At 64.3% G+C, this 14,496-nt stretch carries 20 protein-coding genes; 7 read left to right on the plus strand and 13 right to left on the minus strand.

What is annotated here, in order from left to right; all coding sequences use genetic code 11:
• Window positions 1-6: 6 nt before the first annotated feature.
• From truA to DKB74_RS02980, 3 genes are read right to left on the minus strand one after another with little or no spacing between them, the layout of a single operon-like run.
• The gene (gene truA / locus DKB74_RS02970; protein WP_109806591.1) at window positions 7-747 is read right to left on the minus strand and encodes a tRNA pseudouridine(38-40) synthase TruA; all 741 of its coding nucleotides are present in this window, start codon (window positions 745-747) and stop codon (window positions 7-9) included.
• Window positions 744-1,646, minus strand: a complete 903-nt coding sequence (fmt, locus tag DKB74_RS02975) for a methionyl-tRNA formyltransferase (protein ID WP_109806592.1) — start codon at window positions 1,644-1,646, stop codon at window positions 744-746. The genes truA and fmt overlap by 4 nt, the downstream gene beginning before the upstream one ends.
• A 45-nt stretch (window positions 1,647-1,691) precedes the next feature.
• A complete protein-coding gene (locus DKB74_RS02980; protein WP_161956782.1) occupies window positions 1,692-2,549 on the minus strand; it encodes a DUF2071 domain-containing protein in 858 nt (285 codons plus the stop codon).
• Between the two features lie 89 nt (window positions 2,550-2,638).
• On the opposite strand from DKB74_RS02980, the gene recR reads away from it, so the two are divergent.
• Together recR and DKB74_RS02990 are read left to right on the plus strand one after the other, a co-directional pair.
• Complete coding sequence (recR, locus tag DKB74_RS02985) at window positions 2,639-3,235, plus strand: recombination mediator RecR (protein WP_109807086.1); 597 nt, start codon at window positions 2,639-2,641, stop codon at window positions 3,233-3,235.
• Window positions 3,232-3,426: a hypothetical protein gene (locus DKB74_RS02990; protein WP_109806594.1), complete on the plus strand. Its 195-nt coding sequence runs from the start codon at window positions 3,232-3,234 to the stop codon at window positions 3,424-3,426. The genes recR and DKB74_RS02990 overlap by 4 nt, the downstream gene beginning before the upstream one ends.
• A gap of 4 nt (window positions 3,427-3,430) precedes the next feature.
• On the opposite strand, the gene DKB74_RS02995 is transcribed toward DKB74_RS02990, so the two are convergent.
• Window positions 3,431-3,805: a hypothetical protein gene (locus tag DKB74_RS02995; RefSeq protein ID WP_109806595.1), complete on the minus strand. Its 375-nt coding sequence runs from the start codon at window positions 3,803-3,805 to the stop codon at window positions 3,431-3,433.
• 84 nt (window positions 3,806-3,889) lie between these two features.
• Between DKB74_RS02995 and def the strand changes: the two genes are divergently transcribed.
• On the plus strand, window positions 3,890-4,417 hold the full coding sequence (def, locus tag DKB74_RS03000) for a peptide deformylase (RefSeq protein ID WP_109806596.1): 528 nt from the start codon (window positions 3,890-3,892) through the stop codon (window positions 4,415-4,417).
• 3 nt (window positions 4,418-4,420) lie between these two features.
• Here def and DKB74_RS03005 read toward each other — a convergent pair whose 3' ends face one another.
• Window positions 4,421-5,044, minus strand: a complete 624-nt coding sequence (locus DKB74_RS03005) for an SAM-dependent methyltransferase (protein ID WP_109806597.1) — start codon at window positions 5,042-5,044, stop codon at window positions 4,421-4,423.
• Between the two features lie 128 nt (window positions 5,045-5,172).
• Here DKB74_RS03005 and DKB74_RS03010 point away from each other — a divergent pair, with 128 nt between their 5' ends.
• The 4 genes from DKB74_RS03010 to DKB74_RS03025 all read left to right on the plus strand — a co-directional run bounded on the left by DKB74_RS03010 (window position 5,173) and on the right by DKB74_RS03025 (window position 8,427).
• Window positions 5,173-5,385, plus strand: a complete 213-nt coding sequence (locus DKB74_RS03010; protein ID WP_109806598.1) for a ParD-like family protein — start codon at window positions 5,173-5,175, stop codon at window positions 5,383-5,385.
• A gap of 1 nt (window position 5,386) precedes the next feature.
• Window positions 5,387-6,145, plus strand: a complete 759-nt coding sequence (map, locus tag DKB74_RS03015; RefSeq protein ID WP_109806599.1) for a type I methionyl aminopeptidase — start codon at window positions 5,387-5,389, stop codon at window positions 6,143-6,145.
• 138 nt (window positions 6,146-6,283) lie between these two features.
• Window positions 6,284-7,693 carry a DNA recombination protein RmuC gene (locus DKB74_RS03020; RefSeq protein ID WP_109806600.1) on the plus strand — a complete coding sequence of 470 codons (1,410 nt, stop codon included), beginning with the start codon at window positions 6,284-6,286 and terminating at the stop codon, window positions 7,691-7,693.
• 26 nt (window positions 7,694-7,719) lie between these two features.
• Window positions 7,720-8,427 carry a tetratricopeptide repeat protein gene (locus DKB74_RS03025; RefSeq protein ID WP_109806601.1) on the plus strand — a complete coding sequence of 236 codons (708 nt, stop codon included), beginning with the start codon at window positions 7,720-7,722 and terminating at the stop codon, window positions 8,425-8,427.
• Between the two features lie 3 nt (window positions 8,428-8,430).
• Here the strand turns inward: DKB74_RS03025 and DKB74_RS03030 are convergent, their stop codons facing one another.
• From DKB74_RS03030 to DKB74_RS03065, 8 genes are all read right to left on the minus strand, one after another.
• Entirely contained in the window at window positions 8,431-9,195 is a 765-nt protein-coding gene (locus DKB74_RS03030) for an META domain-containing protein (protein WP_161956783.1), read from the minus strand.
• A gap of 63 nt (window positions 9,196-9,258) precedes the next feature.
• Window positions 9,259-10,059, minus strand: coding sequence for a TrmH family RNA methyltransferase (locus tag DKB74_RS03035; RefSeq protein ID WP_109806603.1), 801 nt, complete (start codon window positions 10,057-10,059; stop codon window positions 9,259-9,261).
• 58 nt (window positions 10,060-10,117) lie between these two features.
• Window positions 10,118-10,390: an HPr family phosphocarrier protein gene (locus DKB74_RS03040; protein ID WP_109806604.1), complete on the minus strand. Its 273-nt coding sequence runs from the start codon at window positions 10,388-10,390 to the stop codon at window positions 10,118-10,120.
• Window positions 10,387-10,794: a PTS sugar transporter subunit IIA gene (locus DKB74_RS03045; protein WP_109806605.1), complete on the minus strand. Its 408-nt coding sequence runs from the start codon at window positions 10,792-10,794 to the stop codon at window positions 10,387-10,389. Before DKB74_RS03045 ends, DKB74_RS03040 begins: the two co-directional genes overlap by 4 nt.
• A gap of 7 nt (window positions 10,795-10,801) precedes the next feature.
• The gene (gene rapZ / locus DKB74_RS03050; protein WP_420822393.1) at window positions 10,802-11,734 is read right to left on the minus strand and encodes an RNase adapter RapZ; all 933 of its coding nucleotides are present in this window, start codon (window positions 11,732-11,734) and stop codon (window positions 10,802-10,804) included.
• Complete coding sequence (locus DKB74_RS03055) at window positions 11,731-12,162, minus strand: HPr kinase/phosphorylase (RefSeq protein WP_109806606.1); 432 nt, start codon at window positions 12,160-12,162, stop codon at window positions 11,731-11,733. The genes rapZ and DKB74_RS03055 overlap by 4 nt, the downstream gene beginning before the upstream one ends.
• Window positions 12,159-13,754, minus strand: coding sequence for a sensor histidine kinase (locus DKB74_RS03060; protein ID WP_109806607.1), 1,596 nt, complete (start codon window positions 13,752-13,754; stop codon window positions 12,159-12,161). The genes DKB74_RS03055 and DKB74_RS03060 overlap by 4 nt, the downstream gene beginning before the upstream one ends.
• On the minus strand, window positions 13,723-14,430 hold the full coding sequence (locus DKB74_RS03065; RefSeq protein WP_109806608.1) for a response regulator transcription factor: 708 nt from the start codon (window positions 14,428-14,430) through the stop codon (window positions 13,723-13,725). Before DKB74_RS03065 ends, DKB74_RS03060 begins: the two co-directional genes overlap by 32 nt.
• Window positions 14,431-14,496: the final 66 nt, after the last annotated feature.

Here is a 14,496-nt window from a genome sequence, read left to right on the forward strand (position 1 = left end):
GCAGTCTCAGCGATATTTCGCGCCGGTGAAATACAGGCCGTCGGGCGGCGCGTTGAAGCCCAATGCCTGACGCTCGCACGCCGCCAGCGCGTCGGCGACATGCTGCGGCGTCCATTTGCCTTCGCCGACCAGCTTGAGACAGCCGACCATCGACCGCACCTGATGGTGGAGGAACGATCGCGCCTCGGCGATCACATATATGCGTTCGCCCTCCCGCCGCACCTCCAGCCGGTCGAGCGTGCGCAGCGGGCTGTCGGCCTGGCAATGCGCCGAACGAAAGGTCGTGAAATCATGCCTCCCGATCAGCCGGTTGGCGCCTTCCTGCATCGCTGCTGCATCGAGCGGCTGGATGACGCGCCAGGCGAGGCCATGTTCGAAAGTGAGCGGCGCGCGGCGATTGACGATGCGATATTCGTACGATCGCCCGACACAGGAAAAGCGCGCGTGCCAGTCGTCTGGGACGATTTCGCAATCGAGCACGGCGACCGGATTGGGACGAATCCGCGCGTTGATCGCCTCCATCAGGCGGAAGGGCGTGATCGCCTTCTCCACTTCGCAATGCGCGCGCATCGCTTGCGCATGCACGCCGGCATCGGTGCGCCCGGCGGCGTGGAACAACACCTGCTCGCCGGTCACCGCATAGGCCGCATCCTCCAGCGCCTGTTGCACGCTGGGACCATGATCCTGCCGCTGCCAGCCCATGAAGGGCCGGCCGTCAAATTCGATGGTCAGCGCGAACCGAGTCACAGCTCTGTGCCCCCTGGAATGGCAAAGCCGCGCAGCAGATCGGCGGGAGCCATCGCGCCCTTGCCCGCGCGCTGGACCAGCGTCGGGCGGATCGCGCCACTGCCGCACGCGATGGTCAGCTGGTCGTCGATCACCATGCCGGGCGCGCCGCTGCCGCTCGTCACTTCGGCGGCGTGGATGCGAAAACGCTCGCCGCCATGTTCGAAAAACGCGCCGGGGACGGGATTGAAGGCGCGGATCTGGCGTTCGACCTGCTCGGCGCTCTGGCTGAAATCGATCCGCGCTTCGGCCTTGTCGATCTTGGCGGCATAGGTGACGCCGTCCTCCGGCTGGGGAATCGGCGGAAAGGCATCGGGATCGGCCAGCACCGTCACCATCAACCGCGCGCCCATCGCGGCTATTTCGTCGGTCAGTTCGCCCGCCGTCTTGCGGTCGATCACCGTGCGTCCTTCGAGCCGCACCGGCCCGGTGTCGAGTCCGGCTTCCATCTGCATGATGCCGACGCCGGTTTCGGCATCCCCGGCCAGGATCGCGCGTTGCACCGGCGCGGCACCCCGCCAGCGCGGCAACAGCGATCCATGAACGTTGAGACACCCCAGGCGCGGCGCATCGAGCACCGCGCGCGGCAGGATCAGGCCATAGGCGGCGACCACTGCGACATCGGCATGCAGCGCCGCGAACGCTGCCTGTTCGTCCGCGCCTTTCAGGCTGACCGGCGTGCGGACTTCGATTCCCAGTTGTTCGGCGCGCGCATGGACGGGCGAGGGGCGCAGGCTCTTGCCGCGCCCCGCGCGCCGGGGCGGCTGGCTATATGCCGCAACGATATCGTGCCCGGCTTCGACCAGCGCATTGAGCGTCGGCACTGCGAAATCGGGCGTTCCCATGAAGATGATCCGCATGGCGCCGCTCCCTAAGCCAGCTTGGCCGAACGGGAAAGCATTGCGTCAGCCGCGCGGCAACAGCCGGTCGGAAAGCGCGCGGAAATGCACCGATGGCACTGCAAAGCAGAAGGGCGCTTGCGTCGCGCCCCAGCGTTCGAGCAATGCGCCCGGCACATATTCGATCGCGCGCTGCGGCAGGATGCTGGCCGGCTCGATCGGCAGGTCGATGGTCGAAATCGCCACGCGGGGTTCGTCGCACACGCGGGCGATTGCGGCGTCCTGAAGCGTCAGCCACGAAACGGCCTGTTCCCAGCTGTCAAAGAAGCGCGCGAATTCGGCCGGCAATTCGGGCGGGGCGTCGCGCGTATCGAGCGCCATCGCCGCGCCGTCGCGATTGTCGATCCGGGTCGCCATGCCGTCGCGCGTGCGGCGATGTTCGAAGGGACGGGCATGTTGCGACGCCATCACATCGGTCGCCAGCCGGGTGCCGAGCGCATAGAGCGCGCTGTCGAACAAATTGCGCAGGAACAGGACGACATGATCCTGCTCGTCGCCTTCGCGTTCGGGCGGAACGTGGAGATAGAGCCGCCAGTTGCTCTGCCATGGCGACGGAAAGAGCCGGCGCAGCGGCCCGAGAAATTCCGGTCCGAAATTGCCGTGGCGATAGGTAAGGACCGTCAGGATCGTCATTCCGTCGCGCTGGTGCAGCGTCGCGCCGGGCGGAACCATGCCTATGACCAGCCGAACCGGCACCACCCAGCTGGCATAGCCGATGTCGCGCACATCGCTTGCCATCACCGGCAATCCGGTAAAGCGCGTCACCATGCGCCGCATCCGCCGCAACCAACGGGCATTGCCGAGCAGATTTGCCGGCGTTCCCAGTGGAACCGGCCAGTGCGCGCGAAATTCGACGTCCCCCATGGACTCGCATCTTGGTCGCCGCGCCGCAGCTGTAAAGCGCAATCGCGCCGCTACTTCCCGTGGCGGGCCTGCGACGCTATCTCCTCGCCATGGCATCTCCCGAAATCGAGGCGTTGACGCAGGCGCTGTCCCGGCTTCCCGGGCTAGGACCGCGCTCGGCGCGGCGCGCGGTGCTGCATTTGCTCAAGAAGCGCGAAAGCGCGCTCGAACCGCTGCTGGGCGCGCTCGCTGCGGTCAATGACAAGCTGTCGACCTGTTCGATCTGCGGCAATGTCGATACGACCGATCCGTGCAGCATCTGCGCCGATCCGCGGCGCGAGGGCAGGGCGCTCTGCGTGGTCGAGGAAGTCGCCGACCTGTGGGCGCTCGATCGTTCGCGGCTGTTTCCCGGCAAATTTCATGTGCTCGGCGGGCGGCTCTCGGCGCTCGACGGCGTCCGGCCCGAGGATCTGGCGATCGACGGCCTGATCCGTCGCATCGCCGATGGCGGGATCGACGAAGTCGTGCTGGCGATGAACGCGACGTTGGAGGGGCAGACCACGGCGCATTATATCGCCGAGCGGATCGAGCAATATCCGGTGCGCGTCACCCAACTCGCCCACGGCCTGCCGGTCGGCGGCGAACTCGATTATCTCGACGAAGGCACGCTGGCTCAGGCATTGCGGGCAAGGAGGCCGGTGTCGTGAAACAGAAAACCGCGCGCGTCGTGCAATGGCTGCCGCTGGCGATTCCGATCGTTGCGATCTTCGTCCTGATGTTCAATCCGGGGCTCTGGCCGATCCTGCCCTTCTGGTTGCAGGCGGCGATTTTTCTGAGTGCCGTCGGCGCCGTCACGCTTGCCTTCCTCACCGCACTCATCTGGTTCCTGCGGCAATAGCGCGTCAGCGCGGAGGCGATGCTTCGTGCAGCCACGCCCGCGCTTCATCGATATCGAGAAAGACGCGCAACCGATCGGTCATCATCGAACGCTCGACCTGCAATTTGTTCAGCCGGGAGCCGACGACGATCGCCACCGGGCCGCGGTGGCGCAGGATCGCGACTTCCATGATGCGGGAAAAGCCCGCGGTCACCTCAACCGATTGGACGGAAAAGCCCCGGGAATCGCTCAATATGGGATAATCGTCCCATTGCCGCTCGATCCGTTGGGTCAGCGCCGACAGCTCCGCAGCGAACCGGTCGAGCGTCTCCGCGTCCCAGAAGCCCTTCAGCCGCATGGAAAGAAGGCGCGTGGCCGGGTCGAACGCGATATCGTACATAGTTCATTATATCGATGAAGTGCCGTCTGGTTCCGGTTTAGGTTGCGAATTGATTTCGCTGCGGACAGCACCTAAATTTCCGCCATGGCCATTCTACCGATCCTCGAAGTACCCGATCCGCGTCTCAAGACCATCTCGACGCCCGTCGAAACGGTGGACGATGACGTCCGTAAGCTGATTTCGGATATGTTCGAAACGATGTACGCCGCGCCCGGCATCGGCCTTGCCGCGATTCAGGTCGGCGTGCCCAGGCGCATCGTCGTGATGGACCTTCAGGAAGAAGAAGATGAAGACGGCAAGCCGATCCGCGAGCCGCGCGTCTTCATCAATCCCGAAATCCTCGACCCGGCCGAGGACATGTCGGTCTATAACGAAGGCTGCCTGTCGGTTCCCGACCAATATGCCGAGATCGAGCGCCCGGCGCGCTGCCGCGTCAAATGGCTGGACGAAAACGGCGCCGCGCATGACGAACTGTTCGAGGGGCTGCTCGCCACCTGCATCCAGCATGAGATGGATCATCTCGAAGGGATCGTCTTCATCGACTATCTGTCGCGACTGAAGCGTCAGATGATCGTCAAGAAGCTGCAAAAGGCGCGCAAGGCCGCCGCCTGACCTTTATTGCGGGCGGTGCGCCACCAGGTCGATTACCGCCGACATGCCCTTGTGCCGCGCGCCTTCGCTGAGTTCGGCGTCATAGGATTCGATCGTTTCGATCGCCATGCCGCCAAAGGCGTCGCGCAGCATCGCCTCGGTATAGAGATGCGAAAGCACCGGCGGCCCGCCCGTGCCATAGTCGAGCTGTTCGGGCCGGTATCCTTCGATCAGCAACAGTCCGCCGGGGCGCAGCGCGCGCTCCATCGCCGCGAAAATGCGGGCGCGCTGTTCGGGGTCGAACACCTGGAAAAATATGCCGACCACGGCATCGAATTCACCTTCCGGCCAGTCCCAGTCGAGCAGGTCGACCTGGCGAAAATCGATGCGTACGCCATGGACCTGTGCCAGCACGCGCGCCTTGTCGATCGCTGCGGGCGAAATTTCGGTAGCGACGACATCGCATCCCAGTTCGGCCAGCCACACGCTGTTGCGGCCTTCGCCGTCGGCGATTGCCAGCACGCGCATGCCGGGGCGGAATCGCGCTTCGTTTGCGCGCAGGAACCGGTTCGGCGCTTCTCCGAACAGATATTCGTCGCTGTCATATCGCGCGTTCCAATAGGCCGCGCTCGCCATCGAATCAGCCATATCGCCCTCATTATGCTATTCGCTCGCATTAGCGATAATAATCGAAATTGCCTAGTCGTCTCGATTGGTCTGGCAAAATCATTCGTGACGATATACGAATCGTATATGGATCATATATCGAGTTTGGCATGGGCATCGTAAAAATCGAAGATTTGCTGCATGAGGAAGTGCGCCGCGCGAGCACGGTCATGTGCCGGTCGATCAATGCGCAGGCCGAATTCTGGATGAAGATCGGGATGCTGGCCGAAGCCAATCCGACCTTGTCGTTCAACCAGATCATCAGGATGCAGCTCGAAGCGGCGGACGTGGCTGCCGCCGAACCGATACAGGCCGTCGCCTGACATGGTGAAAACGCCCGACGAAATCGCGTTGATGCGTATTTCCGGCAAGCTGCTCGCGCGCGTTTTCGAAATGCTCGATGCGAGCGATCTGGCGGGCATGTCGACGATGCAGGTCAATGATCTGGTCGAGGATTTCATCACGCGGGAGCTCGAATCGCGCCCGGCGAGCAAGGGGCAATATGGCTTTGCCTATGTGCTCAATTGCTCGATCAATGACGAAGTATGCCATGGCGTGCCCGACCCCGATCGGATCATTGCCGATGGCGATATCATCAACCTCGACATCACGCTGGAAAAGAACGGCTTTATCGCGGATTCGAGCAAGACCTATATCGTCGGCGATGCGCCGCCCGCCGCGCGACGGCTGGTCCGCGTCGCGCAGGAAGCGATGTGGAAGGGGATCGGCGCGGTCCGCCCCGGCGCACATCTGGGCGATATCGGCTTTGCGATCGAGCGCCATGCCAAGAAACATGGCTATAGCGTGGTGCGCGAATATTGCGGCCATGGCATCGGGCGCGAGATGCACGAAGACCCGCAGGTGATGAATTTCGGCAAGCCGGGCAAGGGGATGATGCTGCGCGAAGGCATGGTCTTCACCATCGAACCGATGGTCAATCAGGGCAGCCGCATGGTTGAAACCCAGGACGATGGCTGGACCGTGGTGACGCGCGACGGCAGGCTTTCGGCCCAATTCGAACATACTGTGGCAGTGACTGCCGATGGCGTCGAAGTGCTGACGCTGCGTTCCGACGGACGCTAGCGGCACTTCCCCGAATTTGGGCTGTCCTACCGCTCACGTTCCAGCTATGTTCCAGCCTCGTGGGCATCGCCCCACGCGGGTGCGCGTGCGCATATGCGCGTATTGGTGCGAACCGGTGCGAACTAGTGGGAGAAATCCGTGGGTTTTGAGCTTGTGATCGTCGGCGGCGTTGCGCTGCTCCTCGGGTTGGGGCTCGGCTGGTTTCTCGGCGGTCGCGGCGCAAGCGACCTGCGCGCCGATCGCGACCGCTACGAACGCGATTTCAAGGCTGCGATCATCGATCTGGCTGCGGCGGAGGAGCGCGCCAAGGAAGTGGCGCCGCTGCGCGAGGAAGCTGCCATGTTGCGCGACGAACGCGATGTCGCACGCACCGAACTGGCGACGCTGAAAGCACAGGCCGGGGCATTCGAGGAGCGGCTGGCCGAATTCAAGGGCGCGCGCGAAGTGATGGCGGGCCAGTTCCGCGAACTCGCCGGACAGATGCTCGGCGAGGCGCAGAAGAGCTTCCTCGAACGCGCCGAGGAGCGGTTCCACCAGAGCGGCGAAAAGAACGAGGCGAAGCTCAAATCGCTGCTCCAGCCAGTCGAAGCGACGCTCAAACGCTATGAGGACGGGCTCAATCGCGTCGAAAAGGAGCGCAACGACAGCTATGGCCAGTTGCGCGAAGCGGTCGCGGCGGTGCACGCGAGCATGGCCGAAACGCGCGGCGAAACCGCCAAATTGGTCAACGCGCTGCGCGCCGCGCCGAAAACGCGCGGGCGCTGGGGCGAACAGCAGTTTCGCAACCTGATCGAACTCGCCGGGCTCGACGGCCATGTCGATTTCCAGCCCGAAGTTTCGGTTTCGACCGAGGATGGCCATCTGCGCCCCGACTTCATCATCCGCCTGCCGGGCGACCAGCAGCTGATCGTCGACGTCAAATGCGCGCTCGAAGGCTATTTGCAGGCGGCCGAGGCGACCAGCGCCGAAGCACGCGAGGCGGCGATGCTCGCCCATGCCCGCGCCGTGCGCAATCACGCCGATCAACTGGGGCGCAAGGCCTATTGGAGCCAGTTCGAAAAGGCGCCCGATTTCGTCATCATGTATATTCCGGGCGACAATTTCCTGTCCGCCGCGCTCGAAGCGGACATGGAGCTGTGGGAACGCGCCGCGCGCAACCGCGTGATCATCGCCGGACCCTCGGCCTTCCTGCCGCTCGCGCGCACCGTCGCGGCGATGTGGCGCCAGCAGAAGCTGACCGAGGATGCGCAGGAAGTCGGACGGCTCGGCAAGGAAATGTATGAGCGGCTCGCGACCGCGCAAAAGCATCTCAGCCGGGTCGGCGGCGGGCTCAATTCGGCGGTCGACAATTACAACAAGTTCGTCGCAAGCTTCGAAGGGCGCGTGCTGGTGTCGGCACGCCGGTTCGAAGCGCTCAATGTCGACACCGGCGCGGCGAAGCTGGAAAGCGTCGATCCGGTCGATGTCGTCGCGCGTGCGCCGCAAGTCGAGTTGCTGACGGCGAACGAAGCGACCGAAGTTGCGCTGGAGGAAAGCGACAGCGACTGAGCAGGCGTTGTTTGGGGGAGGGACCGATGAAGAGAGTGATCGTTGCGTTGGCGCTGTTGCTTGCGGCCATGCCGCTCGCGATTTCGACGGCGGCCGCCCAGTCGGACCCGCACGAGCAGATGCAGCGTATTTTGCAGGAGGCGCTTGGCCAGCTTCGCGCAGGCCAGCCGGCAAAGGCGGTTGAACTGGTCGATCCAGTCCTCGCGCGCTTCGATGCCGACTATGGCGACGAAAAGCGGCATCTCTATTGCGGCGAAACGCAGCAACTCGCGATCATCTACGCCGCCATGAATGCGCAAGACGATGACCATCGCGACACGCTGGTGCTCGATTCGGGATGGTGTTCGGCGCTCTGGGTCAAGGGGTTTGCGCTGATCGATCTGGGGCGACCGCAGGAAGCACTTTCCTATTTTCAGCGCGCGGTCGATCTTTCACCATACTACCCGCAATATCTGATCGAGCTCGGCTATAGCTATAAAGAGCTCAAACAATGGGACCAATCGGCCGCCGCCTATCGTCGGGCAGCCGCTGTCGCGCCGATGGGGTTCGAAGGCGACCAGCTCAACGCCTGGTATCGCCGCGCATGGTATGGCGAGGCGTTCGCCTATATCGAGCAAGGCCGCTGGGCCGAAGCCGAGGCATTGCTGCGCAAATGCCTTGAGGTCGCGCCGGGCGATCAGAAAGTGCTCAGCGAACTGCAATATATCGCCGACAATCGCGACGACGGGAAATAACGCTCAGCGCATCGGTCGCGGGGCAGGGGCGATCGGGCGCAGCACGATCGTCCGGCCATCGGGCGCGGTGAGGATCAGTTGCTCCGCCGCGTTCATACGGTGCGTCAGCGGCTGTCCCAGCAGTGTCGAAAGCGTGTTTTCGCGGCCCATCAACGGGCCGGGGCACGCCATTCGCGTGCTGACCAGCGCGCCGGTCACCAGCCTGTCCTCGGCAAAGCGGAAGCTGCCGGCCATGCGATTGCAACCCGCACTTGCCGCAATCCGTCCTTCGCGAAATTCCATGGTGGCGCGTTCATCGTCGATCGGTTGGCCGGCCAGGGCAATGATCTGCCATTTGCCGTCGAGGATCGCGGTGGCGTCAGCGGCGGTTTCCGCGTCGATCGGCGCTCCGCCGCACCCTTCATACCGAACCCGTTCGGCAATGACTCGCACCGTGTCGGGATAGGGACGGTCGCTCATCCCGTCGCTACATGTGCGGCCGCTATACACCATCACCATCAGCCCCGGCGTGCGGAACACCTCGCCGCCCGGCGCGATCAGCGGCGCGGGCCGGTCGCGCACGACCGGTGCGTGATCGGGGCGCTCGAACCGGATCGTCTTGTGATCCATCGTCAGCGACCAGAAGGGTTCGGTGCCCAGCGCGTGATAGGACGCTGCCGTATCGGCCGGCACCGTGTCGGGCGTCTGCGCCGTGCCGGAGGGAGTCGTGGCGCATCCTGCGGCGATCAGGGCAACGAAGGATACAGCAATCAGGGACGGGCGTGGCAACATGATATTCCTCTCTTGCGCCGTGCTGGCGCCTGCCGGCTGAATGCCCGATGACCGGGAGGATCAGCCGCGTTGCGCGTCGAGCACCTGATACGCCATCACGGCAGTCGCGACTGCGGCGTTCAGGCTGTCGGCCTTGCCCAGCATCGGGATCTTCACCAGCACATCGCATGCCGCGGCCATATGTTCCGGCATCCCCTGTGCCTCATTGCCCGTGAGGAGGAAGGTCGGCGCGGGATAGGCGGGGGCGCGATAATCCTGATCGGTGTCGAGGCTCAGGCCGACCAGCTGCCCCGGCCCGGCGCGCAGCCATGCGTGGAAATCCTCCCACCGCGCCCGCGCCACCGGCACGGTGAACAGCGCCCCCATGCTCGCGCGCACCGCCTCCACCGAAAACGGATCGACGCAATCGTCGATCAGGATCAGGCCGCCCGCGCCGATTGCATCGCCGGTGCGCAGGATCGTGCCCAGATTGCCCGGATCGCGCAGCCGTTCGGCGACCAGCCAGATGCCCGCGCCGGTCCGGTCGAGATCGGACAGCTCCACCGTGAATTCGGGATAGACGCCGACGACCGCCCCGGGATTGTCCTTGCCCGACAGTTTGGAAAGGATGTCGGCATTGGTCTCGATCGCTTCGCCGCCGGCGGCTTCGGTTTCGGCGATCAGCGCCTGCGCCAGCGGATGCTGCGCGCTGTCCCTCGCGAAGAAGAGATAGGCGGGCAGGCGGCCGGCCTCGCGCGCTTCGGTCAGGATGCGCAGCCCTTCGGCCAGGAACAGCCCTTCCTCGCGCCGATGCCGTTTGTCGCGCAGATTGCGCATGCGTTTGACGAGCGGATTGGAAAAGGCGGTTATTTCGCGGGCCATGCCCGCTCCTTGGCGAAAGCGGCGATATTGGGCAAGTCGCGGCGCGACGCCGTGTCGATCAGTCCTCGCCGAAGCGATCCTCGACCAGCTGCGCCAGCGCGGCCACCGCATCCTCGGCTCCGTCACCCTGCGCGCGGATGACGATCGAATCGCCCATCGCCGCGCCCAGCATCATCAGCCCCATGATCGAAGTGGCGGTGACGCAGGACCCGTCCTTTTCGACGGTCAGTTGCACCGATTGCGTCGCTGCGAGAGTCACGAACTTGGCACTGGCGCGGGCATGAAGTCCCCGGCGATTCTCGATCCGGACGGTTCGCGACGCTTCGCTCATGCAGCTGCCTCGCCAAGCACTTCGGAAGCGACGGTGATATATTTCTTGCCCGCTTCGCGCGCTGCGGCAACGGCTTCGCTGACATTCATCGCCTTGCGCGCGCCGCCCAAGCGGATCAGCATCGGCAGGTTGACCCCCGCAATCACTTCGATCCGGCCGGTTTCCATCAGCGAAATCGCCAGATTGGAAGGCGTGCCGCCGAACAGATCGGTAAGCAGAATCACGCCCTTGCCGGTATCGACGGCCTTGATTGCCTTGTCGATATCGGTGCGGCGTTCCTCCATATCGTCTTCCGGCCCGATGCAGATGGTTTCGATCTGCTCCTGCGGACCGATCACATGCTCCATGGCAGTAACGAATTCTGCTGCGAGGCGGCCGTGCGTAACAAGTACGAGCCCGATCATCCTGTCATCATCCAATTGCCGGCGCCGCTGGCTGCTGTTCGAGCGAGTCCTGCGGCGCGGTCTGCAGATCCCGATGCGTCACCGTGGGCGAAAAACCTTCCTCACGCAACCGGCGCGCCATCCGTTCGGCGACATGAACCGAACGGTGTCTGCCTCCGGTACAGCCAAAGCCGATGGTGACATAGGCCTTGCCTTCCGCCTGATAGCGCGGAAGCAGCAACAGCAGCAGCGATTCGATCTGCGTCATCGCCGCAGCATAGGCCACGTCTTCTTCAATATAGGCGGAAACATCGGCATCCTGGCCGGTTCCCGGGCGCAATTCCTCCACCCAGTGCGGATTGCGCAGGAAACGCATGTCGAACACCAGATCGGCGTTGCGCGGAACGCCCCGCGAAAAGCCGAACGACATGACCGAAATCGTTGTCTGTCCGGTGCCGTCGATCGAAAATGTCTGCCGGATCTGTTGCGCCAGTTCGTTCGCCGTCAGGTTGGTCGTGTCGACCAGCCGGTTGGCCCAGCGCCGCAGCGGCATCAGCAGATCGCGCTCGCGCCCGATTCCGTCATGGGCGGGCCGGTCCTGAGCCAGCGGATGGCGGCGCCGCGTTTCGGAATAGCGGCGCTCCAGCTCGCTGCCCGCGCAATCGAGGAACAACATGCCGATGTCATGGCCATGTTCCTCGCGCAGCCGCTTGATCCGGCGGACGATGCTCTCGCCGTCGAAACCGCGGGTGCGCGCGCCGATGCCGATCGCCATCGGGCGATCATCGTCGCTTTCGGTACCTTCGGGCAGCGGCGTGTCGAGCAACCGATTGAGCAGCAGCAGCGGCAGATTGTCGACCACTTCCCAGCCCAGATCCTCCAGCGTGCGCAGCACGGTCGATTTGCCCGCGCCGGACATGCCGGTGACCAGCAGGATGTTCTTGGGGCGCCGCTTGATCACGCTGCGATTGCCCTCGCCAGCGCATATTCGACCTTGAGCGGCGCGGAAGCCTCCAGCGCGGCGAGCGTCAGCGACGGAATGGCCACGCCTGCGATTTGCCGCGTTCCGAATCCGTCGGGCAGCCGCGGCGGCTCGGCGGCGATCGCGATATGAAGTCCCACGCTCACATGTGTTTCATAGGATATTTCGACGATTCCGACACCGCGAACTTCGATCTTTCCGGCGATCGTATCGGGCGGCGAGGCGAACAATCGGCCTTCGCGGCGAACACAGGTCGTATAGTCGTCGGAAACCAGAGCTGCCCCGCGATCGATCAGCCGCAGCGCCAGATCGGACTTGCCCGCGCCCGACGGTCCTTCGATCAGCACGGCATGGCCGCCGATCGCGACACAGGATGCGTGCAGCGTTTCGGTCGACAATTCGGTCACGCGAAATTCCCCTCCGCCCGTCCCGCGCCCGCGATCGGCAATCGCACCACGAACCGCGCGCCGCCCAGGCGATCCTCACGCGATTCGACATGGATGCTGCCCTGATGCCCTTCGACGATGGTGCGCGCGATGGCAAGGCCGAGCCCCGAATGCTGGCCAAAGGCTTCCTCGCGCGGGCGCACCGAATGGAATCGGCGAAAGATCGATTCGCGCGCTTCCTCGGGCACGCCGGGCCCTTCGTCCTCGACGCGGACGATCGCCATGCCGGCTTCGGTGCCGATCGAAATCGTGATCAGCCCGCCGGCGGGGGAAAAGGAAATGGCGTTTTCGATCAGATTGTCGAACACGCGCTCCAGCCGCACGCCTTCGCCCAGGATTGTAACCGGACCGCCGGTCTGGCGGTCGACCATGATGCGTACATCGTTGGGCATGCCGCGCTGGGTGCGCTGATCGACCAGCGCCTGGATGACGGCGTCGAGCTCCAGCGGTTCGAACGTCGCACGGCTGAGCTGCGCATCGAGCCGCGACGCATCGGAAATATCGGTGATCAGCCGGTCGAGTCGCTGCACATCGTCGCGGATGATCGCGATCAGCTGCGCCTGAAGATCGGGGTCCTTGACGTTGCCAAGCCCCTCGACCGCCGAACGCAGCGATGCCAGCGGGTTCTTGAGCTCATGCGCCAGATCGGCGGCAAAGGCTTCGGTCGCGTCGATCCGCGCGCGCAGCGCCTGAGTCATGTCGGATATCGCGCGGGCGAGCGATCCGATCTCGTCGCGGCGGCTGGGCAGGCGCGGGACGACGACTTCGCGCGCACGCCCCAGCCGCACCCGCACTGCCGCGCGTGCCAGCCGGCGCAGCGGCCGGACGATGGTGCGGGCCAGAAACAGCGACAACAGGATCGAAACCAGCGTGACGATGCCCAGCACGACGCCCAGCCGATAGCGTTCGGCGCGGACCGTGGTGGTGATGTCGCGCGCATTGACGGTCGTCATCACCACGCCCAGCCCGGTGATCGGCGCGGCGGCAGTGATCACCGGCGTGCGATCGGGCGCGCGCCATACGGTGGCGGGCGTGCCATGCGTCGCCAGCGCGGTGCGGACATCGGGCCATTCCAGCCCTTCCTCCGGCCCCTGTTCGCGATATTGCGGGGCGCGTTCGGCGCCCGCGACGCGGTCGATCACGGCGTCGAGGAACCGGGCAATCGTCTGGCCCATCGGATCCTTGTCGGGATCGCGCAGCACGACGTTGCGCAGCCCCAGTTCGCGGCTGTCGGAAATCAGCTTGCCGGTTTCGTCGTACAGGCGGATGCGCGATCCGGTATCGCGCGCGAGGCTGAGCACCAGCAGGTCACGGCGCTCGCTGGTCGCCGATGCCAGCGATTGCGCGAGCAACCGCACTTCGCGTCCCGCCTGCGCCACACGGCTGTCGACGATTCGGCTGCGGAAACTGTCGAGATAGGAAAAACCGCCCGCCAGCAGCGCCAGCGCGAAGATGTTGAGCGCCAGGATTCGCGTCGTCAGGCTGACCCGGCTCGACCAGCGAAGCGCAAGCTCCGGGTCTTCATTCATCCGAGAATCGATATCCCGCGCCATAAAGCGTTTCGATCGCGTCGAATTCATTGTCGACCTGGCGGAATTTGCGACGGACGCGCTTGATATGGCTGTCGATGGTGCGGTCGTCGACGTAGATATCGTCCTGATAGGCCGCGTCCATCAACTGGTTGCGCGTCTTGACGATGCCCGGCCGCTGGGCGAGCGTTTCCAGGATCAGGAATTCGGTGACGGTCAGCGTGACGTTCTTGCCGCCCCAGGTGACGCGGTGCCGCGCCGGGTCCATCGTCAGCCGCCCGCGTTCCAGCACCGGTGCGGTTTCGCCGCCGCTTTCCTCGCCGCTCGGTTGCAGCACCTCTGTACGGCGCAGGATCGCGCGGATGCGCGCGATCAGCAGCCGCTGGCTGAACGGTTTGGCGATATAATCGTCCGCGCCCATCGCCAGCCCCAGCGCCTCGTCCAGCTCATCGTCCTTCGAAGTGAGGAAGATGACCGGGATCGCGCTCTTTTCACGCAGGCGGCGGAGCAGTTCGAGCCCGTCGAGCTTGGGCATCTTGATGTCGAGCACCGCCAGATCGGGCGGATTGTCGATCAATGCCTTCAGCGCGCTTTCGCCGTCCGAATATACGCGAGTCAGAAACCCTTCGGTCTGAAGGGCGATCGAAACCGAAGTCAGAATGTTCCGATCGTCGTCAACAAGCGCGATGGTTGCAGTCATGCTTTTCCGGATAGCTCCTTTGGGCCGGTCTCTCGGTTAGACGAAAGTTTCGACACGCTCAATCGC

Source organism: Stakelama portus (genome assembly GCF_003171655.1).
Taxonomy (GTDB): Bacteria; Pseudomonadota; Alphaproteobacteria; order Sphingomonadales; family Sphingomonadaceae; genus Sphingomonas; species Sphingomonas portus.